Source organism: Duganella aceris (assembly GCF_011090165.1).
Taxonomy (GTDB): Bacteria; Pseudomonadota; Gammaproteobacteria; order Burkholderiales; family Burkholderiaceae_D; genus Rugamonas; species Rugamonas aceris.
Window position 1 is genome coordinate 111264 of the sequence record NZ_JAADJT010000010.1, and the last position, 24568, is coordinate 135831.

A 24568-nucleotide genomic window follows, 5' to 3' on the forward strand; every position below is an offset into this window, starting at 1 on the left:
TTGTGATTGGATTATTCATTTCACAATTCCGCCATGCGCTTCCAGACCGCCGCCCGACTCGCCCTTGCCGCGCTTTTCGGCCTTTCCGCGCTTGCCGCGTCCGCCGCCCCCACCGCCGCGCCGCCGATCGCGGACTTCTTCGAGAACCCGGATTTCAGCGGCGCCCTGCTGTCGCCGAGCGGAAAATACGTGGCGGTGCGGGTCGGCGCCAAGGACCAGCGCGACCGGCTGGCGGTGATCACGCTGGCCGACAGCCAGGTCAAGGTGATCGGCAATTTCAGCGACGCCGACATCGGCTCCTTCGAATGGGTCAACGACGAGCGCGTGGTGTTCACCGCCACCGACCGCAGCGTCGGCCTGGGCGACGCGCGCTACGCGCCCGGCCTGTACGCCGTCAACCGCGACGGCGGCAAGTTCCGCCAGCTGGTCAGCCGCAGCGGCCGGCCCTTCATCACCTACAACAGCACCGGCATCCGCAGCGCCGATCTGCTGCCCTGGAATACCTATCTGCTGGGCCAGAAGAACGCCCAGGATTCGGATTACGTGTACGTCACCAATCCCCGCCGGCCGGCGCCCGGACAGGTCGACTATGTCGACCTGCAGCGCCTGAACACGCTGACCGGCCACGTCACGTCGGTCGAACGCCCGGGCGACAGCCGCCGCTGGATGCTGGACAACACCGGCGCGCCGCGCCTGACCACCACGGTGGAAAAAGGCGTCAGCACCATCCAGTACCTCGACCCGGCGACCCAGAAGTGGCGCAAGCTGGTCGACTTCAACACCTATACCGGCAGCAAGGGCGGGTTCTGGCCGCTGGCGTTCGGGCCGGACGGCACGCTGTACGTGATCAACCGCTCCGGCAAGGACAAGTCGACGGTGCACACCTTCGATTTCGCCACCAACACGGTGTCGGAAAAGCCGCTGATCGAGCTGGAAGGCTACGACTTCAACGGCCGCCTGATCATGAGCAATCAAAAACTGCTCGGCGTGCGCCACCTGACCGATTCGCAGGGCACGACCTGGCTCGACGACGGCATGAAAGCCATGCAGGCCAAGATCGACGAAATGCTGCCCAACACCGTCAATCTGCTGACGCTGCCGACCCGGCCCGAAGCGCCATGGGTGCTGGTGACGGCGTATTCCGACCTGTTCCCTTCGCGCGCCATGCTGTACAACAGCGAGACCAAGGTGCTGACCCTGCTCGGCGCGACGCGTCCGAAAATCGATGCGACCCAGATGGCGACGCAGACGCTGGTGCATTACAAGGCGCGCGACGGCCTGACGATCCCGGCCTGGCTGACGCTGCCGCGCGGCGCCGGCAAGAACCTGCCGATGGTGGTGCTGGTGCACGGCGGCCCCTACATCCGTGGCAAAAGCTGGGGCTGGAACGCCGAGTCGCAGTTTCTCGCCTCGCGCGGCTACGCCGTGCTGGAGCCGGAGTTTCGCGGCAGCACCGGCTTCGGCTACAAGCTGTTCCGCGCCGGCTGGAAGCAATGGGGCTTGAAGATGCAGGACGATATCGCCGACGGCACGCGCTGGGCGATCGCCGAAGGCACGGCCGACGCCAAGCGGGTCTGCATCGCCGGCGGCGACTATGGCGGCTACGCCGCGCTGATGGGCCTGATCAACGACCCCGACCTGTACAAATGCGGCATCGACTGGGCCGGCGTCACCGACATCAACCTGCTGTACGACGGCCATTGGAACTTCACCTCCGACCTGCCGGAAGAATGGAAACAGTACGGCATGCCGGCCCTGGTCGGCGACCAGGTCAAGGATGCCGAACAGTTGAAGCAGACCTCGCCGCTGCTGAGGGCGGCCGAGATCAAGCAACCGCTGCTGCTGGCCTACGGCGGCGCCGACCGGCGCGTGCCGCTGCCGCACGGCACCAAGTTCTACAAGGCGGTCAAGGAGGGCAACCCGAACGTCGAGTGGATCGAGTACGAAGAGGAAGGCCACGGCTGGTATCTGCCGAAAAATCGCATCGACTTCTGGGGGCGGGTCGAAAAATTCCTGGGTAAAAATATCGGCACCGCGCCATGATGGTCAGAACCATCGCCGTGCTCGCGTGCGCCTTCCTGTTCAGCCCGCCCGCGTTGGCGGCCGCCGCCGCGCCGCCGATCGCCGACTTCTTCGGCAACCCGGAGTTCAGCGGCGCCGAGCTGTCGCCCAGCGGCAAATACCTGGCGGTGCGGGTCGGCGCGCGGGACAAGCGGGACCGTCTGGCCGTGGTCACGCTGGACGACGGCAAGGTGCAGGTGGTCGGCAATTTCAGCGACGCCGACATCGGCCAGTTCGAGTGGGTTAACGACGAGCGGCTGGTGTTCACCGCCACCGACCGCAGCGTCGGCCAGGGCGACGCGCGCTACGCGCCCGGCCTGTACGCGATCAACCGCGACGGCGGCAAATTCCGCCAGCTGGTCAGCCGCAGCGGCCAGCCCTTCATCACGGTCGGCACCGGCGGCATCAGCCCGCGCGAGCTGCTGCCGTGGAACACCTATCTGCTGGGCCAGCGCGGCGGCCAGGATTCGGAATTCGTCTACGTGGTGTACGCCTCGTACACGCGCGGCCAGATCGACTATATCGACCTGCAGCGCCTGAATACGCTGACCGGCAACCACACCTCGTTCAAGCGCCCCGGCGACACCATGCACTGGCTGCTGGACAACAACGGCGAACCGCGCCTGACCATCACCGAGGAAAAAGGCGTCAACACGCTGTATTACCGCGACCCGGCCAAGAACCAGGAATGGCGTCCGCTGACGCACTACAACACCTATACCGGCGGCCAGGACGCCTTCTCGCCGCTGGCCTTCGGCCCGGACGGCACGCTGTACGTGGTCAGCAACGCGCACAAGGACAAGTCGGCGGTGCACACCTACAACCTGGCGACCGGCGCGCTGTCGGACAAACCGCTGATCTCGTTGGAGGGCTACGACTTCAGCGGCCGCCTGATCATGAACAAGGACAAGCTGCTCGGCATCCGCCACCTGACCGACGCGCAAGGCACGACCTGGATCGACGCCGGCATGAAGGCGATGCAGGAAAGGATAGACGAGCTGCTGCCCAACACCATCAACCTGCTGACGCCGCCGCTGCGGCCGGAAGCGCCGTGGGTGCTGGTGCATGCGTATTCCGACCTGTTCCCGATGCGCACCATGCTGTACAACAGCGCCACCAAAAAGCTGACCGTGGTCGGCGGCAGCCATCCCAACATCCAGGCGCCGCAGATGGCGCACCAGAAGCTGGTGCACTACAAGGCGCGCGACGGGCTGGAGATTCCGGCCTGGCTGACGGTACCGCAGGGCGCCGGCAAGAACCTGCCGATGGTGGTGCTGGTGCACGGCGGCCCTTACGTGCGCGGCAAGAGCTGGGGCTGGGACGCGCAGGTGCAATTCCTTGCCTCGCGCGGCTACGCGGTGCTGGAACCGGAATTCCGCGGCAGCACCGGCTTCGGCTCGCAGCACTTCCGCGCCGGCTGGAAGCAATGGGGTTTGAAGATGCAGGACGATCTGGCCGACGGCACGCGCTGGGCGGCGGCCCAGGGCATCGCCGACGCCAAGCGGGTCTGCATCGCCGGCGCCAGCTACGGCGGCTATGCCACGCTGATGGGCCTGGTCAAGGATCCCGACTTGTACCAATGCGGCATCGACTGGGCCGGCGTCACCGACATCAATCTGCTGTACGACGGCCACTGGAACTTCACCTCCGACCTGCCGGACGGCTGGAAGCAGTACGGCATGCCGTCGCTGGTGGGCGACCAGGTCAAGGACGCCGAGCAGCTGAAAGCGACCTCGCCGCTGTTGCAGGCGGCGCGCATCAAGCAGCCGCTGCTGCTGGCCTACGGCGGCGCCGACGAACGCGTGCCGCTGCCGCACGGCACCAAGTTCTACAACGCCGTCAAGCAGGGCAACCCCAACGTCGAATGGATCGAATACGAAGAGGAAGGCCACGGCTGGGAACTGCCGAAGAACCGCATCGATTTCTGGGGCCGGGTGGAAAAATTCCTCGACAAGAATATCGGCGCGGCGCGCTGAAACTCGCGTTATAGTCTGGGTTCAGCTGGATCAACGGATCACGGAGGAGCGCACATGTCGTCGGGAAAAATTCTGGTCGCACAGGGAGGCGGTCCGACCGCCGTCATCAACCAGTCGCTGGCGGGCGTGGTGCTGGAGGCGCGCCGCTTCCGCAATTGCAGCCACGTCTACGGCGCGATGCACGGCGTGCGCGGCATCATCAATGAGGATCTGGTCGACCTGACCCGGGAGACCAGCCACAACCTGGAGCTGGTGGCGGCCACGCCGTCGTCGGCGCTGGGCTCGACCCGCGACAAGCCGGACCTGCCCTACTGCGAGGAAATCTTCAAGGTCTTGCGCGCGCATGAGATCGAGCAGTTTTACTACATCGGTGGCAACGATTCGTCGGACACGGTGCGCATCGTCAGCGAGCAGGCGCAGGCGGCCGGCTATCCGCTGCGCTGCATCCACATCCCCAAGACCATCGACAACGACCTGGTCGGCAACGACCACACGCCGGGCTTCCCGTCGGCGGCGCGCTTCGTGGCGCAGGCCTTCGCGGGCGCCAACCTGGACAACGCTTCGTTGCCGGGCGTGTATGTCGGCGTGGTGATGGGGCGGCACGCCGGTTTTCTGACCGCCGCCGCCGCGCTGGGCAAGAAGTTCCACGACGACGGCCCGCATCTGATCTATCTGCCGGAGCGGGTGTTCTCGCTCGACGCCTTCCTGGCCGATGTCAAGGCGGTGTATGAGCGCTACGGGCGTTGCGTGATCGCGGTGTCGGAGGGCATCCACGACGCGTCGGGCGAAGCGATCGCGGCGCTGCTGGCCAAGGAGGTCGAGCGCGACGCGCACGGCAACGTGCAGCTGTCCGGCACCGGCGCGCTGGCCGACCTGCTGTGCGACGAGATCAAGGCCAAGCTCGGCATCAAGCGCGTGCGCGGCGACACCTTCGGTTATCTGCAACGCTCGTTCATCGGCTGCGTGTCGGACGTCGACCAGCGCGAGGCGCGCGAGGTCGGCGAGAAGGCGGTGCAGTTCGCCATGTGGGGCGACCGCGACGGCTCGGTGGCGATCAAGCGCAACGGCTACTATTCGGTCGACTACACCTTGCAGGCGCTGGCCGATGTGGCCGGCAAGACGCGCGTCATGGAGGATGAGTTCATCAGCGCCAGCGGCACCGACGTCACCGACGCGTTCCGCCTGTACCTGCGGCCGTTGCTGGGTTCCGGCATGCCGGACGCGTTCCGTCTGCGCCCGGCGCCGGTGCAGAAGATCCTCAAGAAATAAGCCGGACCGGCGCAGCGCGCGGTGCGTGGCGAGCGGCGAGCTGCCGCAAGGCACGACTGCGGCGCACCGGCGGAAGGCAGCGACGGCGTCCCGCCCCGCGCGCCGCGCGCTGCCGTCAGGCCGCCACGCCGTATTGCACCAATGCGGAGCGCAACTGCTGGTCGAGCCGGTCCGCCGGCGCGTAGCCGGGACTGATGTCGACCATCCGGCCATCGACCTCCAGCAACAGCGCCGGGAAGCTGCGGATGCCCATGGCGCGCACCTTGGCGAACTCGGCGGCGGTGGCGGCGATGGTGGCCGCCTGGTCCCATTCGTCGCGCAGCGCCTGGGCCGGGAACACCAAGCCTTGCAGCGCCAGCGCCTTGACGCCGACGGCGGCCAGCACATCGCCGTCGGTGGTGTCGAGGCCGTCAACGTAGAAGGCGTGCTGCAAGGCGCGGAACACGGCCAGCTGATCGGCGGCCGGCGCCAGGCGGTGCGCGGCGACCACGGCGCGGCAAACCGGTTCGGTGTCGTAAACGAAGTTCTCGCGTCCCATGAAGGCGTCGCGGTTGAACGGCAGGCCGCTGGCCTGTTCCACCCGCGCCCAGTGGGCGAGGCGGAACTGCTTGCCGCTCTCGTCGAGCAGGTCGGTGGCGCCGGCGCGCACGCCGCCGACCAGGATTTGCAGTGGCAGATTGGGATGGCGGGCCATCAGCTCGGTCAATTCCTTGCCAAAGCCATAGCACCACGAGCACATCGGATCGCCGGCGAAGATCAGCTTCATGCTCAAGCCTTGGCTTTCTTGGCGGCCGCCTGGCGGGCGCGCAACGTGGTCACGTTTTCGCGGTTGACGCCCCAGTTGTCGGTTTCCACCTCATCGATGATCACGAAGGTGGTGGCCGGATCCTTGTTCAGCACGCGGCTCAGCAGGTCGGTGGCGCCCTCGATCAGCTCCAGCTTTTGGGCCGGGGTGACGCCCTCATTGGTCACGCGGATATTAACGTATGGCATGGTGTTGCTCCTCTGCGGTTGGTGAGTGAGAAACCACTATACTTATTCCGCAGCGAGCAATAAATGAGGTGCACGTCAACTTACTTGATACACCATGTAACTCCGGGGTCAGAGCTAAAAACTGGACACGGGCTCTACCGTCACGACGTTACAGTAGAGCCCGTGTCCAGTTTTTAGCTCTGACCCCGGATTTTTTAGGACATTAGACGACGATGGTCTGGTGCTCGTCGCCGACGCGGGCGCGGATTTTTCCGATCGTGTAGACGATCTCGCCAGCCTCTTCCAGCTGCTCGATCGCGGCGGCGGCGTTTTCCTGCGACACGATCACCGTCATGCCGATGCCGCAGTTGAACACGCGGTGCATTTCAGCGTCGGCGACGCCGCCGTGCTGTTGCAGCCAGGTGAACAGCGGCGGCAGCGTCCAGCCCTTCGAGTCCAGCTCGGCCACCAGGCCAGGCTGCAATACGCGCGGGATGTTTTCGACCAGGCCGCCGCCGGTGATGTGCACCATGCCTTTGACTTCCATCGCGTCCATCAGCGCCAGCAGCGGCTTGACGTAGATGCGGGTCGGCTGCATCAACACGTCCGACAGCTTGCGGCCGTGGAAGTCGCCTTCCAGGTCCGGCTTGGCCACTTCGATGATCTTGCGCACCAGCGAGTAACCGTTGGAGTGTACGCCCGACGAGGCCAGGCCGAGGATGACGTCGCCCGGCGCGATCTTGGTGCCGTCGATGATCTTGGATTTTTCCACCGCGCCGACCGCGAAGCCGGCCAGGTCGTATTCGCCGGCCGGGTACATCGACGGCATTTCCGCCGTCTCGCCGCCGATCAGCGCGCAGCCGGCCTGTTCGCAACCCTGGGCGATGCCCTTGATGACGTCGGTGGCGATCGCCACGTCCAGCTTGCCGCAGGCGAAGTAGTCGAGGAAGAACAGCGGCTCGGCGCCCTGCACCAGGATGTCGTTGACGCTCATCGCGACCAGGTCGATGCCGACCGTGTCATGGCGGTTCAGCTCGAAGGCCAGCTTCAGCTTGGTGCCCACGCCGTCGGTGCCGGACACCAGTACCGGCTCCTTGTACTTTTTGCTGATCTCGAACATGGCGCCGAAACCGCCCAGGCCGCCCATCACGCCTTCGCGCAGGGTGCGCTTGGCAAAGGGCTTGATCGCTTCGACTAAAGCGTCGCCCGCGTCGATATCGACGCCGGCGTCACGGTAGGACAGGGAAACATTAGAAGTTTGGCTCATGGTGTATTTCGCAGCGGAGGCGGTAAAATAGAAGGCGGAGACCGAAATTCAACCCGGTCAATCCGCTATTTTATCAAAATGCCCCGTCCAACAGCCTTTTTTAACCATCTAAATCACACTTCATGCCATTTCCCCTCTCGGTAGAGCAAAAGCAAACGGCATTCTGGGTGACGGTGTGGGCCGCCTTCCTGTTCCTCCTGATCACCCTTGGACCGGTGCTGACGCCCTTCCTGGCGGCCGCGATCTTCGCCTACGCGCTCAATCCGGGCGTCGACCGCCTCGACCGCCTGCGCTGGCGCCGCATCGCCATGCCGCGCGCGCTGTCGGTGGTGATCGTGGTGGTGCTGTTCTTCGCCGCCATCACGGCGATGGTGCTGATCGTGCTGCCGGTGCTGCAGAAGGAAATCCCGCTGTTGCAGGCGCAGATCCCGGCCTTCCTGGCCAAGGCCAACGACCTGCTGGGGCCGAAATTGCAGGAACTGGGCGTCAAGGTGCGTCTCGACAGCGCCGGCATCAAGCAGCTGGCCTCGGAGCAGATGGCCGCCTCGGGCGACGCCATCTGGAGCGCGGTGATCAATTCCGCCCGCGTCGGCGGCACGGCGGTGCTGGGCTGGATCGCCACCCTGGTGCTGATCCCGGTGGTGCTGTTCTACCTGCTGCTGGACTGGCACCAGATGCTGGCCCGCATCGCCGCCGCCGTGCCGCGCCGCTTCATCGCCGCCACCATGGCCATGGCGCGTGAGGTCGACACGCTGCTGGCGCAGTACCTGCGCGGCCAGCTGCTGGTGATGGTGGTGCTGGCGGTGTACTACTCGGCGGCGCTGGCGATCGCCGGCTTCGACGTCGCGCTGCCGGTCGGGATCATCACCGGCCTGCTGGTGTTCATCCCCTACCTCGGCTTCGGCCTCGGCCTGGTGCTGGCGCTGATCTCGGCGGTGCTGCAGTTCACCGACTGGAGCGGCGTGATCGCGGTGGCCGTCATCTACGGCGCCGGCCAGGTGCTCGAGGGCTTTTTCCTGACACCGCGCCTGGTCGGCGAGCGCATCGGCCTCAATCCGCTGGCGGTGATCTTCGCCTTGTTGGCCTTCGGCCAGCTGTTCGGTTTCGTCGGCGTGCTGCTCGCCTTGCCCGCTTCGGCGGTGCTGATGGTGGCATTTAAGCACTTGCGTCGCCATTATCTGTGCAGCAGCTTCTATAATGCGTGACGTGGAAACGAAAAACGTTATGCAAAAGATAATCAGGCGATCGCCATGAAACAGCTGGTGCTCGATTTAGGCGCGGACCAGGCGCACAGCCTCGCATCGTTCGAGGTGGGACAGAATGCCGAACCGGCAGCGCTGATGGAGCAGTTCGCCGATCGTTCGTCGCGCGAGCACTTCGCCTACCTGTGGGGCGCCGGCGGCGTCGGCAAGACCCACCTGCTGAAGGCCCTGGCCAGCGCCGGCGGCGAGGCCGAGCAGCAGCGCGCACGCTACATCTCGCCGTTTTCGATCGAGTCGGAGTTCGTGTATTCGCCGGAAGTGGACCTGTACCTGCTCGACGACTGCGAGAAACTGTCGCCGCTGGCGCAGATCGACGCCTTCGCCCTGTTCAACGAAATCCGCGCCAACAACGCCTTCATGGTGTGCAGCGGCGCGGTGGCGCCGGCGGTGCTGCCGGTGCGCGAAGATCTGCGCACGCGCATGGGCTGGGGCCTGATCTACCAGATCCACGGCCTGTCCGACGATGAAAAGGTGGCCGCGCTGACCGCCGCCGCCACCGCCCGTGGTTTGACGCTGTCGCCGGGCGTGATACCCTACCTGCTGTCCCACTTCCAGCGCGACATGCGGTCCTTGTCGACCATGCTCGATTCGCTGGACCAGTATTCCCTTGAAACCCAACGCCCGATCACCCTGCCGCTGTTGCGCGAATGGCTGCAGGCGGAAGCGAAAGAATGATGACGCCTGCAATGAACCTTGCCTTATTTGACCTCGACCACACGCTGCTGCCGATCGACTCCGACCACGAGTGGGGTCAGTTCCTGGTCCGCATCGGCGCCGTCGACGCCGCCAGCTTCGCCCGCCGCAACGATGAATTCTTCGCCCAGTACCAGGCCGGCACGCTGGATCCGGTGGCGTACCTGGAGTTCGCGCTCGGCACGCTGGCCGGCTTCCCGCGCGCCAAGCTGGATGAAATGCAGGCGCAGTACATGCAGGAAGTGGTGCTGCCGGCGATCCGCCCGTCCGCCCGCGCGCTGCTGCAAAAGCACCTCGACGCCGGCGACCTGGTGGCCATCGTCACCGCCACCAACCACTTCGTCACCGCGCCGATCGCCAAGGCCCTGGGCGTCGAGCACCTGATCGCGGCGATGCCGGAGATCGACGCCGACGGCAACCTGACCGGCAAGCTGCTCGGCACCCCGACCCAGGGTCCGGGCAAGATCGTCCACACCCAGGCCTGGCTGGCCGCGATGGACAAAAAGCTGGAGGACTTCGACAGCGTCCACTTCTACAGCGACTCGCACAATGACCTGCCGCTGATGTCCATCGTCAGCCATCCGGTCGCCACCAATCCGAACGCTCAACTGAAAACGCACGCCGCCGCGCATGGCTGGCCATTAATTGACCTATTCAATGATTAAGAAACTGATCCGCAAAATCCTGGGCACCAAAGACAAGAGCGTGCGCGACACCAGCACGCCGGTGGTGCTCGGCCCGGACGCCCATGGCATCGATCCGCGCCTGCTGTCGAACAATGCGGTGCGCGTCACCAGCACCCTGCAGGAAGCCGGCTTCGAAGCCTTCGTGGTCGGCGGCGCCGTGCGCGACCTGCTGCTGGGCGTCAAGCCGAAAGACTTCGACATCGCCACCAACGCCACGCCGGAGCAGGTCAAGCGCCTGTTCCGCCGCGCCTTCATCATCGGCAAGCGCTTCCAGATCGTGCACGTGATGTTCGGCCAGGACCTGCTGGAGGTGACCACCTTCCGCGGCACCACGCTGGACAACGCGCCGAAGGATGAACATGGCCGCGTCCTGCGCGACAACACCTTCGGCTCGCAGGCGGAGGACGCGGTGCGGCGCGACTTCACCATCAACGCCATGTACTACAACCCGGCCAACGAACAGGTGCTGGACTACCACGGCGGCGTGGAGGACATCCGCGCCAGGACGCTGCGCATCATCGGCCAGCCGGAAGCGCGCTACCGCGAAGACCCGGTGCGCATGCTGCGCGTGGTGCGCTTCGCCGCCAAGCTCAAATTCACCATCGAACCGGCCACCGGCGCGCCGATCGCCATCATGGCGCCGTTGATCAACAACGTGCCGGCCGCGCGCGTGTTCGACGAGATGCTCAAGCTGCTGATGAGCGGCCAGGCGCTGGCCTGCCTGCAGCAGCTGCGCAAGGAAGGCCTGCACCACGGCCTGCTGCCGCTGCTGGACGTGGTGCTGGAACAGCCGCTGGGCGTCAAGTTCGTGACGCTGGCGCTGGATTCGACCGACGCCCGCATCCACGCCGGCAAGACGGTGTCGCCGGGCTTCCTGTTCGCGTCGCTGCTGTGGCATCAGGTGCTGGAGAAGTGGACCGCCTACCGCGCCGCCGGCGAACAGACCATTCCGGCGCTGCACCTGGCCGCCGACGACGTGCTCGATTCGCAGACCGAGAAGCTGGCCTTGCAGCGCAAGATCGGCTCCGACATGCGCGACATCTGGTCGATGCAGCCGCGCTTCGAGCGCCGCACCGGCAAGTCGCCGCACAAGCTGCTGGAGCACCTGCGCTTCCGCGCCGGCTACGACTTCCTGCTGCTGCGCTGCGCCTCCGGCGAGATCGACGCCGAAATCGGCGAATGGTGGACCGCTTTCTATGAAGGCGACGAAGCCACGCGCGAAGACCTGATCGCCACCGCCAACCAGCCGGCGGCCGCCGGCGGCGCCAAGCGCAAGCGCGGCCCGCGCCGTGGTCCGCGCAAAGGCACCGGCGATGGCGCCACGGGCGGCGTCGACGCCGGCCATGGCGGCGACGGCGGCGCGGACTAAACTGCGCCCGACCGCATCATGAACACGCCGATCTCCGCGGGCCTCGCGCCCGCAACGCCGCAGGACGACAAGGCGCCGTTCGCGTTCACCCTCGCCTACATCGGCATCGGCGCCAATCTCGGCGACGCCCGCGCCAACGTGGCCGACGCGCTGGAACGCCTGCAACGGCTGTCCGGCTGCACGCTGATGGCGGCATCGAGCCTGTACCGCACCGCGCCGATCGACTCCAGCGGCGACGACTACATCAACGCGGTCGCCCGCATCGCCACCACGCTGGACGCGGAAGCGCTGCTGCGCGCGCTGCACGGCATCGAGCAGGCGCACGGCCGCGAACGGCCTTACCACAACGCGCCGCGCACGCTCGACCTCGACCTGCTGCTGTACGGCGACGCGATCATCAACAGCCCGACGCTGACGGTGCCGCATCCGCGCATGACGGAACGCGCCTTCGTGCTGGTGCCGCTGCTGGAACTGGCGCCCTCGATTCACATCCCAGGACGCGGCGCGGCGCAGCAGTACGCCGCCGGCGTCGCCGGCCAAGGCATCGCCCCGGCCTGACTTCAACACTAAAGGAACCATCATGTCTGGTTATTTGCAAGGTAATGAAATGGCCGCGAGCCCAAAGCCCGCCGCCACCACGCCGGCACCGGTCAAATCGGCCGCCACCAAGGCCGTCACCATCCCGACGCTGAACGCGCACCGCGCCGCAGGCGAAAAGATCACCATGCTGACCTGCTACGACGCCAGCTTCGCTTCGCTGATGGACCGCTGCGGCGTCGAGATGCTGTTGATCGGCGACTCGCTGGGCATGGTCTGCAACGGCCACCAATCGACGCTGCCGGTGACGGTGGCCGAAGTCGCGTATCACACCGCCGCCGTCGCGCGCGGCACCAAGTCGGCGCTGATCGTCGCCGACCTGCCGTTCGGCGCCTACGGCACGCCGGAAACCGCCTACGCCAACGCCGTGCAGCTGATGCAGGCCGGCGCCCACATGGTCAAGCTGGAAGGCGGCGCCTGGCTGGCCGACACCGTGCGCTTCCTGACCGAGCGCGCGATCCCGGTCTGCGCCCACCTCGGCCTGACGCCGCAATCGGTGCACCAGCTGGGCGGCTACAAGGTCCAGGGCAAGACCACCGAAAGCGCGGAGCTGCTCAAATCCGATGCGCTGAAGATGCAGGCCGCCGGCGCTTCGGTGCTGGTGCTGGAGGCGATCCCTTCGCAGCTGGGCAAGGAAGTGACGGAACTGCTGGCGATACCGACCATCGGCATCGGCGCGGGCCCCGACTGCTCCGGCCAGGTGCTGGTGATGCACGACCTGCTGGGCGTGTTCCCGGGCCGCAAGGCACGCTTCGTCAAGAACTTCATGGACGGCCAGACCAGCATCGACGCCGCCATCGCCGCTTACGTCGCCGCCGTCAAGGACGGCAGCTTCCCCGCACTGGAGCATTGCTTCTAAGTTGTATGCCGTACAGAGCGGCGCCCCGCCCGGGTCTACACTGGGCGGAGGCTCCCCTTTGAAGGACTACGGCATGAACAGCAACGATCAACTCAGCGTCGATACGCTACGTTTTCTCAGCGTCGACATGGTTCAAAAAGCCAACAGCGGCCATCCCGGCCTGCCGCTTGGCGCCGCGCCCATGGCCTACGTGCTGTGGACGCGCTTCCTGAAACACCATCCCGCCAATCCGCACTGGTTCGACCGCGACCGCTTCGTGCTGTCGGCCGGCCACGGCTCGGCGCTGCTTTACAGCCTGCTGCACCTGAGCGGCTACGAACTGCCGCTGGAACAGCTGCAGCAATTCCGCCAGTGGGACAGCATCACCCCCGGCCATCCGGAGCGCGGCGTGACGCCGGGCGTCGAGATCACCACCGGGCCGCTGGGCCAGGGCTTCGCCAACGGCGTCGGCATGGCGATCGCCGAAGCCAACCTGGCGGCGCGCTACAACCGTCCCGGCCACAACGTCATCGACCACCACACCTACGGCATCGTCAGCGACGGCGATCTGATGGAAGGCATCGCGTCGGAGGCGGCGTCGCTGGCGGGCCACCTGAAACTGGGTAAACTGATTTACCTGTATGACGACAACGAGGTCACGCTGTCGGCCGGCAGCGACATGACCTTCAGCGAAGACCGCGCCGCGCGCTTCGCCGCCTACGGCTGGCAAACGCTGACGGTCACGGACGCCAACAACGTTGAAGCCATCGAGCAGGCGCTGGCCACTGCGCGCGCCGAAGTGCACAAGCCCTCGCTGATCCTGGTGCGCAGTCACCTCGGTTTCGGCTCGCCCAACAAGCAGGACAAGATCGACGCGCACGGCTCGCCACTCGGCGCCGACGAAGTGGCGCTGACCAAGCGCGCGCTGGGCTGGCCGGAGCAGCCGGCCTTCCTGATCCCCGACGAAGCGCGCAAGCCCTTCACCAACGCCGGCGCGCGCGGCGGCCACAACGAAGGCGAATGGCGCGAGCGTCTCGATGCCTATGCGCTGGCCTTCCCCGAGCTGGCGCAGGAGCTGACGCTACTGATGAAAGGCGGCACCGACGGCCTGCCGCAAGGCTGGGACGGGGACATTCCGGTATTCCCGGCCGACGCCAAGGGTGTCGCCACCCGCACCGCCGCCGGCAAGGTGGCCAACGCCATCGCGGCGAAGCTGCCGGCGCTGATCGGCGGCTCGGCCGACCTGGATCCGTCGACCTTCACCGCGTTGAAGAACTTCGGCGACTTCCAGCCGGACGGCATGGACGACAGCACCGGCGACCGACAGGGTTCGAACGGCGGCGGCTGGAGCCGCGCCGGCCGCAACCTGCACTTCGGCGTGCGCGAACATGCGATGGCGGCGATCTGCAACGGCATCGCCGCGCACGGCGGCGCGATTCCATTCAACGCCACCTTCTTCGTGTTCTCCGATTATCTGCGGCCGGCGTTGCGCTTGTCGGCGATGATGGGTTTGCAGGTGGTGTACGTGTTCACGCACGACAGCATCGCGCTGGGCGAAGACGGCGCCACGCACCAACCGATCGAGCATCTGGCCAGCCTGCGTGCGATGCCGGGACTGGTGGTGATCCGTCCTGGGGACGCCAACGAGACCGCCGAAGCGTGGCGCGTCGCGGTGCAATCAGCGGGACGTCCGGTGGCGCTGGTGCTGACGCGCCAGCATCTGCCGACGCTGGACCGCACGGTGTTCGCACCGGCCGACGGCCTGCGTCGCGGCGCCTATGTGCTGAGCGAGGCGGAAGGCGGCGAGCCGCAACTGGTGCTGATCGCCACCGGCTCCGAAGTCGATCTGGCCTTGCAGGCGCAGACCGCACTGCGTGAGCAGAACGTGCGCGCGCGCGTGGTGTCGATGCCGAGCTGGGAATTGTTCGACGAGCAGCCGCAGGAATATCGCGACCAGGTGCTGCCGCCGGCGCTGACGGCGCGGCTGGCGATTGAAGCCGGCGTGGCGCAGGGCTGGCACCGCTATGTGGGAGATCGCGGCGACGTGCTGTCGATCGAAGACTTCGGCGCCTCCGCGCCGGGCGACAAGCTGCTGCGCGAATACGGCTACAGCGTGGAAAATGTGCTGCTGCGCGCGCAGGCGGTCCTCGGCAAGAACAACCAATAGCCGCCTACCCCGTCATTCCCGCGAAAGCGGGAATCCATAGAACGCGTCTCCTCACGCGCCGTATGGATTCCCGCCTGCGCGGGAATGACGGATCACCGGCTCTTCTCAGCGATCACATCCAGCAACTGCTTCCACGATTTGCTGAACGCCTCGGCGCCCTCGGTCTGCAGCTGAGCGCCCAGCGCAGCAACATCGATACCCGCCTCGGCGAACTGTTTCAACACCTTCTCCGCCCCCCCACCCTCGGTCGGCATGCTGCCATTGACCACGCCATGATCCGCAAACGCCAAGAGCGTCTTCTCCGGCACGGTGTTGACGGTGTTCGGCGCAGTCAGCGACTGCACGTACAAAATATCCGACGCCGCCGGATCCTTGGTCCCGGTACTGGCCCACAATAGGCGCTGCGGCAGCGCCCCCTGCTCCGCCAACTGCTTCCAGCGCGGCGACGCCAGCAACTCCCGATACGCCGCATAGGTCTGCCCCGCCACCGCGATCCCCAGCTTGTTCTTCAGCTCATCCGGCACCTTGTCCTTGACCGCCGCATCCCAGCGGCTGACGAACAGCGACGCCACCGACGCCACCTTGGGATCAAGCCCCTGCTCGATGCGCCGCTCGATGCCGCGCAAGTAAGCCTCCGCCGCGGCCAGATAATGCTCGCGCGAAAACAGCAACGTCACATTGACCGGAATGCCGGCGAAGATGGCCTCCTCGATCGCCTTCACGCCCTCCGGCGTACCGGGAATCTTGATGAAGGCGTTCGGCCGTTGCAGCTTCTTGTGCAGCGACTTCGCCTCGGCCAGCGTACCGTCCGCATCATGCACCAGCAGCGGCGACACCTCCATCGACACCCAGCCCTCCAGACCGTGCGTCTCCACGTGCATAGGCAGGAACAGATCGGCGGCGGCGCGCAAGTCCTCCAGCGCCAGCTCCAGGAACAGCGCCTCGCCCTTCAGCCCCGCCGCGCTCTTGGTGCGGATAGCCTCATCGTAAAAATCGGCGCCATGGATCGCCGCTTCGAAAATGCTCGGATTGGACGTCAGCCCCTTCAGGTCATAGTCATGGATATACTTCTCCAGCGTGCCGCTGGTCAGCAGCCCACGGGTGATATTGTCCAGCCAAAGACTCTGGCCCATTTCGTACAAGCGCATTGCGGGGTTCATGATATGGTCTCCTTCTGCCGGCCGCTGAAGGCCGCTAAATCGTAATCAAGCAAATCGCCGATGCGTTCGACCGTCAGATCCGGCATGGTGAAGCTGGCGACGTCGGGCGCGAAGGCATAATGTCCCTGGCGCGGAAAAACGGTGCTGAGCCGCTCGCCCCAACCCTCCTTCATCGCCGCCAGGATGCGGACCTTATCGTCCACCATCACATAACGGCGCGCCGGATAAGCCAGTTCGATCTGCTCCAGCATGGTCTCCTTGTGGATGTAGATGAGTACATTGCCCTCCACTGCATCCCACAGGCCGGAATACTCGACTTTGCGTGGCTGGAACACCACGTCGCCGTCGGACAGGATCACCACCTTGCCCCACTGCCGCAGATGCTTGATGACCTCCAGCGCCTGCGGATAAAGGCGATCCGCGAAGCGATAGTTCATCAGCCAGCCCGCCATCAGCAGCAGCTTGGGATCGTTCATCGCGTCCAGCCGGTAGCGCTGCAAGGCGCCCAGATAATCGGCATAGCCCAGCTCCGCGAACAGCGCGTTGTAGATGCTCCAATAGCGGTCGCGCGCCTCGGCGCCGAACTGCTTTTCCATATGCTCGCGCAAATCCTGCTGCACGCGGTCGTTGTCCATCAGCGTGTTGTCGCAATCGATCAGGAACACGATATCGTCGGTCATCGCGATACCGCCTTACTTGGCGGGCTTTTCGGCGTGGCCGCCGAAACCGGCGCGCATGGCCGACAGCACCTTGCCCGAGAAATCGCCATTGCCGCGCGAGCTGAAACGCTGGAACAGCGCCGCGCTCAGGATCGGCACCGGCACGCCCTCGTCGACGGCGGCGTTGATGGTCCAGCGTCCCTCGCCGGAATCGGAGACGCGGCCGGCGAAGGCGTCCAGTTGCGGATCCTTGAGCAGCGCGTCGGCCGTCAGGTCCAGCAGCCAGGAGCTGATCACGCTGCCGCGCCGCCACACCTCGGCGATTTCGCCCAGGTCAAGATCGTATTGGAAGTGTTCCGGATTGCGCAGCGGCGTGGTCTCGGCATCGACCTCATGTTCCAGCTTGCCGATGTTGGCGTTGCGCAGGATGTTCAAGCCCTCGGCATAGGCGCCCATGATGCCGTACTCGATGCCGTTGTGGACCATCTTGACGAAGTGGCCGGCGCCGCTCGGACCGCAGTGCAGGAAGCCCTGCTCCGCGCTGCTGTCAGGCTTGTCGCGGCCGGGCGTCGGCGCGGCGGCCGCATGGCCTGGCGCCAGCGTCACGAACAAAGGCTTCAGATGCTCGACGATATCCTTCTCCCCCCCGATCATCAGGCAATAGCCGCGTTCCAGACCATGCGTGCCGCCGCTGGTGCCGACGTCGGCATAATGCAGCTGCATCTCCTTGAGCTGTTCGGCGCGGCGGATATCGTCCTGGTAGTGGGAATTGCCGCCGTCGATGATGATGTCGCCCGGCGACAGCAATGGCTTGAGCACATCCAGCGTCGAATCCACGGCGGCCGCCGGCACCATCAGCCAGAGCACGCGCGGCGTTTCAAGCTTGGATACCAGGTCCTCCAGCGACGAGGCGCCGGTGACGCCGTCGCGCAGCACCGCGTTGACGGTCTCCGCGTGGCGCGCATACGCCACGCATTGATGACCGTCGCGGGCCAGACGCCATACCATGTTGGCGCCCATGCGCCCCAGTCCTATCATGCCGATTTGCATATCGTTTCCTTAGCGTTGTACACCTGTCAAAGGCGCGCGTCGGACTGCATGCCGGCGGGCGCGATTGAAAGTGTAGGCTCAGGATTCGGTCACTTCGGTTCGCTGGGACACATAGTGGAGCCGGATATGTACAGATTTGTATCCGAACTAGAAGCGGTCGAGATAGCGCGCCGTCTCCCACGCGCTGACATGCTGGCTGTATTCGATCCATTCGGCGCTCTTCAGCGCGGTGAATTCCCTGACGATCTCCCCGCCCAGCGCAGCGGCCAGCACGGTGTCGGCCTTCAACGCGTCGACGGCTTCGCCGAGATTCTGTGGCAGTATCTTCAAGCCGGCCTCCGCGCGCTGCGCATCGCTCATCTGGTAGACATCCTGGTCTACCGGATCGGGCGCCTCCAGCCGGTTCTCGATGCCATCCAGGCCGGCGGCGATCACGCCCGCCAGCGCCAGGTAGGGATTGGCCGAGCTGTCCGGCAGGCGCCATTCGATGCGCTGATAGACCACGCGCGCCACCACGGTGCGGTTGTTGTCGCCGTAGCCGATGAAGGCCGGCGCCCAGCTGGTGCCGGACAGCGACTGCCCGCACATCAGGCGCTTGTACGAGTTGACCGTCGGCGCGCACAGCGCCGTCAACGCCGGCGCATGGCGCAGCAGGCCGGCCATGAAATGATAGGCCAGCGGCGACAAGCCGAGGCCACGCCCGCCCGGCTCCGCGCCGCCATCCAGCGCGAACACCGGCCGGCCCTGCGCGTCCGCCAGCGACAAATGGAAATGCAAGCCGCTGCCCGGACGGTCGGCGAACGGTTTGGGCATCATCGAGAACAGCATGCCCTCTTCTTCGGCGATGTGATGCGCCGCCATCTTGAACAGCATGAAGTTGTCGGCCGCCTTCAGCGCATCCGCGTACTTGTAGTTGACTTCGAACTGGCCGGTCGCGTCCTCATGATCGATCTGGAACACGCCAAGTCCGCACTGGTCCAGCGACGTGGTCAGCTTGTCGAGAAAGACGCGGCGGCGCAGCAGGCTTTTGGTATCGTAGGAGGGCTTTTCCAGCGTATCGGCGGCTTCGGCGTCGTAGCCGCCGGCGCCCTGTTGCAGCAGGAAGAACTCCGGCTCCAGACCGGCGTTCAGCGTCCAGCCATGCGCCGCCAGCCGCGCCACCTGCCGGCGCAGCACCTGGCGCGGACAGGCGTCGAATAGTTCTCCGGCCACGTGACCGTCCAGCGCCACGCGCGCATAGCCCGGCAGCCACGGCATCGGCTGCAGCGTCGACAGGTCGGCGCGGCCGTAGTACTCGGAACGCGGGCCGTTGCGCGGAAGGCCGGTGCCCCAGATCGACGGCCCGGAAAAGCCGGCGCCCGGCGACACGATATCGCCGAGATGCGCCAGCGGTATCAGCTTGCCCTTGGCCGTGCCATGGATGTCCGTGAACTGCGCGAACACGTAACGCACGCCCTGCGCCGCCAGTTCGCCTTGCAGGTTTTCTAGCCGATCTGTATCCATGTGGTTTTAAGTTCGGTGTATTTATCGAATGCGTGCAGCGATTTGTCGCGGCCATTACCTGACTGCTTGTAGCCGCCGAACGGCACGGTGATGTCGTCGCCGTCGTACTGGTTGACGTGCACCGTGCCCGCCCGCAGCGCCCGCGCGGTCTGGATCGCCTTGCTGATGTCGGAGGTCCAGACGGCGGCCTGCAAGCCGTAGCTGGTGGCGTTGGCCTGCTTGACCGCCTCCTTCAGGTCGGTGAAGCTCAGCACCGACAGCACCGGCCCGAAGATCTCCTCGCGCGCGATAGTCATGGTGCTGTCGACCTGGTCGAACAAGGTCGGCTCGATGTAGTAGCCGCCGCTTTCGCCATCCACCTGGCGGCCGCCCCACAACAGCCTGGCGCCATCCGAGTGACCGGATTCGATATAGCCCATCACCGTCTTGAGCTGCGTCGCATCGACGATCGCGCCCATCACCGTGTTCGCGTCGAGCGGATCGCCCGGCTGGAACTTCGGCATCATGGCCAGTGCCTTCTCGATGAAACGATCCTTGATCGACGCTTCCACGAACAGGCGCGACGGCGCGTTGCAGCTCTCGCCCTGGTTGAAGTAGATGGAGCCGATGGCCGACGCCACCGCCGCATCCAGGTCAGGACAATCGGCGCAGACGATGTTGGCGGACTTGCCGCCCAATTCGGTCCAGGCGCGTTTCAGGTTGGACTGGCCGGCCATTTGCAGGATCTGCTTGCCGACGCGGGTGGAGCCGGTAAAGCCGATGCAATCGACATCCATGTGCAGCGCCAGCGCGGCGCCGACTTCGTGGCCGTAGCCCGGCAGCACATTGAACACGCCGGCCGGAATCCCCGCCTCCAGCGCGATGTCGGCCAGCCGCAGCGCCGTCAGCGGCGACTTCTCCGACGGCTTGAGAATCACGCTGTTGCCGGCGGCCAGCGCCGGCGCGATCTTCCACGCCGCCATGATCATCGGATAATTCCACGGCACGATGGCGGCCACCACGCCCACCGGCTCGCGCGTGATCAGCGCCAGGCTGTTGGCGGCGGTCGGCGCGATCTCGTCGTAGATCTTGTCGATCGCCTCGCCGTACCAGCGGATGCAGTTGGCGGTCGCGCCCACGTCCACGCTCTGGCTGTATTTGATCGGCTTGCCCATATCCAGCGTCTCCAGCAGCGCCAGCTCGGGGCCATACTTCTGGATCAGGTCCGCGAACTTGATCAGCACACGCTTGCGCTGCGCTGGCGACTTGCCGGCCCAGCTGCGCTCTTCGAAGGCAAGGCGCGCGGAAGCCACCGCCGCATTGGCGTCGGCCGCGTCGCAACGCGCCACCATGCCCAGCTTGCGGCCATCGATCGGCGACAGGTTTTCGAACTGCTGTTCCGACCTGGCCCATACGCGCTGCCCGTCGATAAAGGCGCGGCCGTCGATCTGCAAGGCCGCCGCCCGTTCATGCCACGATGTCGTCATCACTCTCTCCTTATACCCAGCCGCGCTCTTTGAGATCGGCGTAAGTCAGATCCAGGCAGTGGCGGATCAGCGCCACCATCTCGTCGATCTGCTCCGTCGTCATCACCAGCGGCGGCGCGATGATCATGCGGTCGCCGACGGCGCGCATGATCATGCCGTTGTTGAACATATAGCCGCGACAGACCATGCCAACACCCAGCGACTCGTCGAAGGTGACGTTGTCGTGCACCGTCACGCCCTTGACCCGCACCAGGTTCAGGCCAGCGACGAAGCCGCAGCTGTCGGCGTAGCCCACCAGCGGATGGTGCGCCAGTTCGGCGAAGCGCTGCTTCAGATACGGTCCGGTTTCATCGGCGACGCGTTGGACCAGCTTCTCGTCTTCGATGATGCGGATATTCTCCAGCGCCGCCGCGCACGCGACCGGGTGGCCGGAATACGTAAAGCCGTGATTGAACTCGCCGCCCTGCTCGATCAGCACCTTGGCCACGCGGTCGCCGACCAGCACGCCGCCCAGCGGCACGTAACCCGAGGTCACGCCCTTGGCGAAAGTGATCAGGTCGGGCTTGATGCCGAACAGCTCGGACGCGAACCATTTGCCGAGTCGCCCGAAGCCGCAGATGACTTCATCGGCGATCAGCAGCACTTCGTATTTGTCGCAGATGCGCTGGATCTCCGGCCAGTAGCTGGCGGGCGGAATGATCACGCCACCGGCGCCCTGAATCGGTTCGCCGATGAAAGCCGCGACCTTCTCCGGCCCGACTTCGAGAATCTTCTTCTCCAGCCATGACGCGGCCTCGATACCGAATTCGTCCTCGGTCATGCCACGGCCGGACTCCAGGTAATTCGGCTGACCGATATGCACGATGCCCGGAATCGGCAGCCCGCCCTGTGCATGCATGCCCTCCATGCCGCCCAGCGAAGCACCGGCCACGGTGCTGCCGTGATAGGCGTTGTGGCGGCTGATGATGGTGTGCCGCTCCTTGTAGCCGCGCACATCCCAATAGCGGCGCACCATGCGCAGATTGGTGTCGTTGCCTTCCGAGCCGGAGCCGGTGAAGTACACATGATTGAACTGCGGCGGCGATATCTGCGCCAGCTTGGCCGCCAGCTGCACCGCCGGCACGTTGGTGGTGTTGAAGAAGCTGTTATAGAACGGCAGCGTCTCCATCTGCTGGTACACCGCCTTGGAGATGCTGGTGCGGCCGTAGCCGACGTTGACGCACCACAGGCCGGACATGCCGTCCAATATCTTGTTGCCCTCCGAGTCCCACAGATAAATGCCCTCGCCGCGCACCATCACGCGCGCGCCCTTGTCGCCCAGGGACTTGTGGTCGGTGAACGGATGCATGAAGTGCGCGGTATCCAGCTTCTGGATGGTGGCGGTATCGAATTCTTTAATGGTCATGTCGCCTCCTTTAAACGTGCAGCAGCAGGTGCTCGCGCTCCCACGGACTGATCACGGTCATGAATTCCTGGTGTTCCAGATCCTTGATCGCGGCGTAGACGTCGATGAAGCGGTCGCCCAGCACGCTGCGCAGCTTGTCCTCGCCGCGCAGCAGTTGCAGCGCTTCCGGCAGGCCTTGCGGCAGCTCGACCTTCAGGTCATAGGCGCTGGCGACGGTGATCGGCGTCGGCTCCAGCTGCTCGGTCATGCCGAGGTAGCCGCAGGCCAGCGTCACCGCCAGCGCCAGGTATGGATTGGCGTCGGCGCCGATGATGCGGTTTTCGACGCGGCGATCCTGCACGCCCGATTCCGGCACGCGGAAACCGACGGTGCGGTTGTCCATACCCCACTGGATATTGATCGGCGCCGCAGTGTGGCGCACGATGCGGCGATACGAATTCACGTAAGGCGCGACGATCGCCATCGCCGACGGCATGTAGCGCTGCAGGCCGCCGATGTAATGCTTGAAGATCGGCGCGGCGGAACCGTCGTCGGAACTGAAGATGTTCTTGCCCGTCTTGACGTCGACCACGCTCTGGTGCACATGCATCGCCGAACCCGGCTCGCCGGCCATCGGCTTGGCCATGAAGGTGGCGTACATGTCGTGCTTGAGCGCCGCTTCGCGCAAGGTGCGCTTGAAGAAGAACACCTTGTCGGCCAGGCCCAACGGATCGCCGTGCAGGAAGTTGATCTCCATCTGGCCGGCGCCGATTTCGTGAATCAGCGTATCGACGTCGAGGTTCATCGTTTCGCAATAGTCGTAGATGTCCTCGAACAGCGGGTCGAACTCGTTGACCGCGTCGATGCTGTACACCTGACGGCTGGTTTCGGCGCGGCCGCTGCGGCCGATGGGCGGCTTCAAAGGCAGATCGGGATCGGTGTTTTTCGCGGTCAGGTAGAACTCCAGTTCCGGCGCCACCACCGGCTTCCAGCCCTTGTCCTCGTACAGCTTGAGCACGCGGCGCAGCACGGAGCGCGGCGCGAAATCGACCAGACGGCCGTCGGAAAAATAACAGTCGTGGATCACCTGCGCGGTCGGATCGGTCGCCCACGGCACCATGGTGATCGTGGTCGGATCGGCCTTGAGGATCATGTCGCGGTCGGTGGCGGAGATGGCGCGGTCGTAGCCGCCATCCTCGGTCGGATAATTGCCGGTCACGGTCATGCCGAGCACCGCTTCCGGGATGCGCATGCCGCGCTCCTGGGTGAACTTACCGCGCGGGAGGATCTTCCCGCGCGCCACGCCGGTCAAGTCGGGCACCAGGCATTCAATCTCTGTGACACGCTTTTCGTTGAGCCACAGGTCCATATCGGTGTAGGTAAAATTTTCTCGAATTGCCATGCGCTTCTCTCGTTTGTTTTTATCGGTGGTGTTGATACTCGGTGCAGGCCTCCCCGAAGGCCGAGAACAATTTGATCGAATCGGGATTTTCAGAAAGGCGCCATTCAGGGTGCCACTGTACCGCGAGCGTAAATCCAATGGCGTCCTCCACGCGGTAGGCCTCGACCAATCCATCGTCGGCGCGCGCCTCCACCGCGAGGGTGGGCGCGAGCCGATTGATGCCTTGGCCATGCAGCGAATTGACCATGATCCCGGTGGCGCCGCCCAGTATTTGCGCCAGGCGCCCGCCGGGTTCCAGCAGCACGCGATGCGCCGGCGCGTACTGTCGCTCCAGCGTGTGCTCTTTTTTCTCGCGGTGGTCGGCCATGCCTTCCACGTCGTGCACCGCCTGATGCAGCGTGCCGCCCAGCGCCACGTTCATCTCCTGGAAACCGCGGCAGATCGCCAGCAGCGGAATGCCGCGCTGGATCGCGGCGCGGATCAGCGGCAGCATCGTGGCGTCGCGCGCGGGGTCCAGCGGCAACGATGGATCGAGCAGCGCTTCGCCATACAGGCCGGCGTGCACGTTGGACGGGGAGCCGGTGAGCATGACGCCGTCCGCCACCGCCAGCAGCGCCTCGATGTCGGTGGCGGCGCCCAGCGCCGGAATGATCAGCGGCGCGCAGTGCGCGCCATCGGCGACGGCGGCGACGTACTTCAGCTGCGCCGTGTGATACGGATGGGCGCCGATCTGGTTGACGCATGCGGGGACCAAGACGATGGGACGGCGCATAAGGGCTTTCATCTG

Annotated in this window: 21 protein-coding genes; 10 read left to right on the top strand and 11 right to left on the bottom strand. The window is 65.4% G+C overall.

What is annotated here, in order from left to right; genetic code table 11:
• Window positions 1-33 precede the first annotated feature (33 nt).
• From GW587_RS21480 to GW587_RS21490, 3 genes are read left to right on the top strand one after another with little or no spacing between them, the layout of a single operon-like run.
• On the top strand, window positions 34-2043 hold the full coding sequence (locus GW587_RS21480) for an alpha/beta hydrolase family protein (protein WP_166106647.1): 2010 nt from the start codon (window positions 34-36) through the stop codon (window positions 2041-2043).
• A complete protein-coding gene (locus GW587_RS21485) occupies window positions 2040-4037 on the top strand; it encodes a S9 family peptidase (RefSeq protein ID WP_166106648.1) in 1998 nt (665 codons plus the stop codon). The genes GW587_RS21480 and GW587_RS21485 overlap by 4 nt, the downstream gene beginning before the upstream one ends.
• A gap of 54 nt (window positions 4038-4091) precedes the next feature.
• Window positions 4092-5306, top strand: a complete 1215-nt coding sequence (locus tag GW587_RS21490; RefSeq protein WP_166106649.1) for a 6-phosphofructokinase — start codon at window positions 4092-4094, stop codon at window positions 5304-5306.
• Window positions 5307-5421: 115 nt separating this feature from the next.
• On the opposite strand, the gene GW587_RS21495 is transcribed toward GW587_RS21490, so the two are convergent.
• The 3 genes from GW587_RS21495 to purM form a co-directional block, all read right to left on the bottom strand.
• On the bottom strand, window positions 5422-6072 hold the full coding sequence (locus GW587_RS21495) for a DsbA family protein (RefSeq protein WP_166106650.1): 651 nt from the start codon (window positions 6070-6072) through the stop codon (window positions 5422-5424).
• A 2-nt stretch (window positions 6073-6074) separates the two neighbouring features.
• Window positions 6075-6299 carry a tautomerase family protein gene (locus tag GW587_RS21500; protein ID WP_166106651.1) on the bottom strand — a complete coding sequence of 75 codons (225 nt, stop codon included), beginning with the start codon at window positions 6297-6299 and terminating at the stop codon, window positions 6075-6077.
• A 202-nt stretch (window positions 6300-6501) separates the two neighbouring features.
• Window positions 6502-7545 carry a phosphoribosylformylglycinamidine cyclo-ligase gene (gene purM, locus GW587_RS21505; RefSeq protein WP_166106652.1) on the bottom strand — a complete coding sequence of 348 codons (1044 nt, stop codon included), beginning with the start codon at window positions 7543-7545 and terminating at the stop codon, window positions 6502-6504.
• A 122-nt stretch (window positions 7546-7667) separates the two neighbouring features.
• Between purM and GW587_RS21510 the strand changes: the two genes are divergently transcribed.
• The 7 genes from GW587_RS21510 (at window position 7668) to tkt (ending at window position 15157) form a co-directional block, all read left to right on the top strand.
• Entirely contained in the window at window positions 7668-8750 is a 1083-nt protein-coding gene (locus GW587_RS21510) for an AI-2E family transporter (RefSeq protein ID WP_166106653.1), read from the top strand.
• Window positions 8751-8795: 45 nt separating this feature from the next.
• On the top strand, window positions 8796-9482 hold the full coding sequence (gene hda / locus GW587_RS21515) for a DnaA regulatory inactivator Hda (protein ID WP_166106654.1): 687 nt from the start codon (window positions 8796-8798) through the stop codon (window positions 9480-9482).
• 11 nt (window positions 9483-9493) lie between these two features.
• On the top strand, window positions 9494-10165 hold the full coding sequence (locus tag GW587_RS21520) for a histidinol-phosphatase (RefSeq protein ID WP_166106655.1): 672 nt from the start codon (window positions 9494-9496) through the stop codon (window positions 10163-10165).
• Window positions 10158-11555: a polynucleotide adenylyltransferase PcnB gene (gene pcnB, locus GW587_RS21525; protein WP_166106656.1), complete on the top strand. Its 1398-nt coding sequence runs from the start codon at window positions 10158-10160 to the stop codon at window positions 11553-11555. Before GW587_RS21520 ends, pcnB begins: the two co-directional genes overlap by 8 nt.
• A gap of 18 nt (window positions 11556-11573) precedes the next feature.
• A complete protein-coding gene (gene folK / locus GW587_RS21530) occupies window positions 11574-12113 on the top strand; it encodes a 2-amino-4-hydroxy-6-hydroxymethyldihydropteridine diphosphokinase (RefSeq protein ID WP_207393593.1) in 540 nt (179 codons plus the stop codon).
• Window positions 12114-12162: 49 nt separating this feature from the next.
• Complete coding sequence (panB, locus tag GW587_RS21535; protein ID WP_166106657.1) at window positions 12163-13011, top strand: 3-methyl-2-oxobutanoate hydroxymethyltransferase; 849 nt, start codon at window positions 12163-12165, stop codon at window positions 13009-13011.
• A 73-nt stretch (window positions 13012-13084) separates the two neighbouring features.
• Window positions 13085-15157: a transketolase gene (gene tkt / locus GW587_RS21540; protein WP_166106658.1), complete on the top strand. Its 2073-nt coding sequence runs from the start codon at window positions 13085-13087 to the stop codon at window positions 15155-15157.
• 92 nt (window positions 15158-15249) lie between these two features.
• On the opposite strand, the gene tal is transcribed toward tkt, so the two are convergent.
• The 8 genes from tal to GW587_RS21580 form a co-directional block, all read right to left on the bottom strand.
• Entirely contained in the window at window positions 15250-16317 is a 1068-nt protein-coding gene (gene tal / locus GW587_RS21545) for a transaldolase (RefSeq protein ID WP_166106659.1), read from the bottom strand.
• Complete coding sequence (locus GW587_RS21550; RefSeq protein ID WP_166106660.1) at window positions 16314-16997, bottom strand: HAD family hydrolase; 684 nt, start codon at window positions 16995-16997, stop codon at window positions 16314-16316. Before GW587_RS21550 ends, tal begins: the two co-directional genes overlap by 4 nt.
• A 12-nt stretch (window positions 16998-17009) precedes the next feature.
• Entirely contained in the window at window positions 17010-18026 is a 1017-nt protein-coding gene (gene gnd, locus GW587_RS21555) for a phosphogluconate dehydrogenase (NAD(+)-dependent, decarboxylating) (RefSeq protein ID WP_166106661.1), read from the bottom strand.
• A gap of 147 nt (window positions 18027-18173) precedes the next feature.
• Window positions 18174-19529, bottom strand: a complete 1356-nt coding sequence (gene glnT, locus GW587_RS21560; RefSeq protein WP_166106662.1) for a type III glutamate--ammonia ligase — start codon at window positions 19527-19529, stop codon at window positions 18174-18176.
• Window positions 19511-20998, bottom strand: coding sequence for an aldehyde dehydrogenase (locus tag GW587_RS21565; RefSeq protein ID WP_166106663.1), 1488 nt, complete (start codon window positions 20996-20998; stop codon window positions 19511-19513). The genes glnT and GW587_RS21565 overlap by 19 nt, the downstream gene beginning before the upstream one ends.
• A gap of 7 nt (window positions 20999-21005) precedes the next feature.
• Entirely contained in the window at window positions 21006-22400 is a 1395-nt protein-coding gene (locus GW587_RS21570; RefSeq protein WP_166106664.1) for an aspartate aminotransferase family protein, read from the bottom strand.
• Between the two features lie 10 nt (window positions 22401-22410).
• Window positions 22411-23781 carry a glutamine synthetase family protein gene (locus GW587_RS21575; RefSeq protein WP_166106665.1) on the bottom strand — a complete coding sequence of 457 codons (1371 nt, stop codon included), beginning with the start codon at window positions 23779-23781 and terminating at the stop codon, window positions 22411-22413.
• A gap of 19 nt (window positions 23782-23800) precedes the next feature.
• Entirely contained in the window at window positions 23801-24553 is a 753-nt protein-coding gene (locus GW587_RS21580) for a gamma-glutamyl-gamma-aminobutyrate hydrolase family protein (protein WP_166106666.1), read from the bottom strand.
• Window positions 24554-24568: the final 15 nt, after the last annotated feature.

Coding starts and splice junctions, on each gene's coding strand:
- GW587_RS21480 (WP_166106647.1), top strand. CDS start 34: ATGCGCTTCCAGACCGCCGCCCGACTCGCCCTTGCCGCGCTTTTCGGC.
- GW587_RS21485 (WP_166106648.1), top strand. CDS start 2,040: ATGATGGTCAGAACCATCGCCGTGCTCGCGTGCGCCTTCCTGTTCAGC.
- GW587_RS21490 (WP_166106649.1), top strand. CDS start 4,092: ATGTCGTCGGGAAAAATTCTGGTCGCACAGGGAGGCGGTCCGACCGCC.
- GW587_RS21495 (WP_166106650.1), bottom strand. CDS start 6,072: ATGAAGCTGATCTTCGCCGGCGATCCGATGTGCTCGTGGTGCTATGGC.
- GW587_RS21500 (WP_166106651.1), bottom strand. CDS start 6,299: ATGCCATACGTTAATATCCGCGTGACCAATGAGGGCGTCACCCCGGCC.
- purM (WP_166106652.1), bottom strand. CDS start 7,545: ATGAGCCAAACTTCTAATGTTTCCCTGTCCTACCGTGACGCCGGCGTC.
- GW587_RS21510 (WP_166106653.1), top strand. CDS start 7,668: ATGCCATTTCCCCTCTCGGTAGAGCAAAAGCAAACGGCATTCTGGGTG.
- hda (WP_166106654.1), top strand. CDS start 8,796: ATGAAACAGCTGGTGCTCGATTTAGGCGCGGACCAGGCGCACAGCCTC.
- GW587_RS21520 (WP_166106655.1), top strand. CDS start 9,494: ATGAACCTTGCCTTATTTGACCTCGACCACACGCTGCTGCCGATCGAC.
- pcnB (WP_166106656.1), top strand. CDS start 10,158: ATGATTAAGAAACTGATCCGCAAAATCCTGGGCACCAAAGACAAGAGC.
- folK (WP_207393593.1), top strand. CDS start 11,574: ATGAACACGCCGATCTCCGCGGGCCTCGCGCCCGCAACGCCGCAGGAC.
- panB (WP_166106657.1), top strand. CDS start 12,163: ATGGCCGCGAGCCCAAAGCCCGCCGCCACCACGCCGGCACCGGTCAAA.
- tkt (WP_166106658.1), top strand. CDS start 13,085: ATGAACAGCAACGATCAACTCAGCGTCGATACGCTACGTTTTCTCAGC.
- tal (WP_166106659.1), bottom strand. CDS start 16,317: ATGAACCCCGCAATGCGCTTGTACGAAATGGGCCAGAGTCTTTGGCTG.
- GW587_RS21550 (WP_166106660.1), bottom strand. CDS start 16,997: ATGACCGACGATATCGTGTTCCTGATCGATTGCGACAACACGCTGATG.
- gnd (WP_166106661.1), bottom strand. CDS start 18,026: ATGCAAATCGGCATGATAGGACTGGGGCGCATGGGCGCCAACATGGTA.
- glnT (WP_166106662.1), bottom strand. CDS start 19,529: ATGGATACAGATCGGCTAGAAAACCTGCAAGGCGAACTGGCGGCGCAG.
- GW587_RS21570 (WP_166106664.1), bottom strand. CDS start 22,400: ATGACCATTAAAGAATTCGATACCGCCACCATCCAGAAGCTGGATACC.
- GW587_RS21575 (WP_166106665.1), bottom strand. CDS start 23,781: ATGGCAATTCGAGAAAATTTTACCTACACCGATATGGACCTGTGGCTC.
- GW587_RS21580 (WP_166106666.1), bottom strand. CDS start 24,553: ATGCGCCGTCCCATCGTCTTGGTCCCCGCATGCGTCAACCAGATCGGC.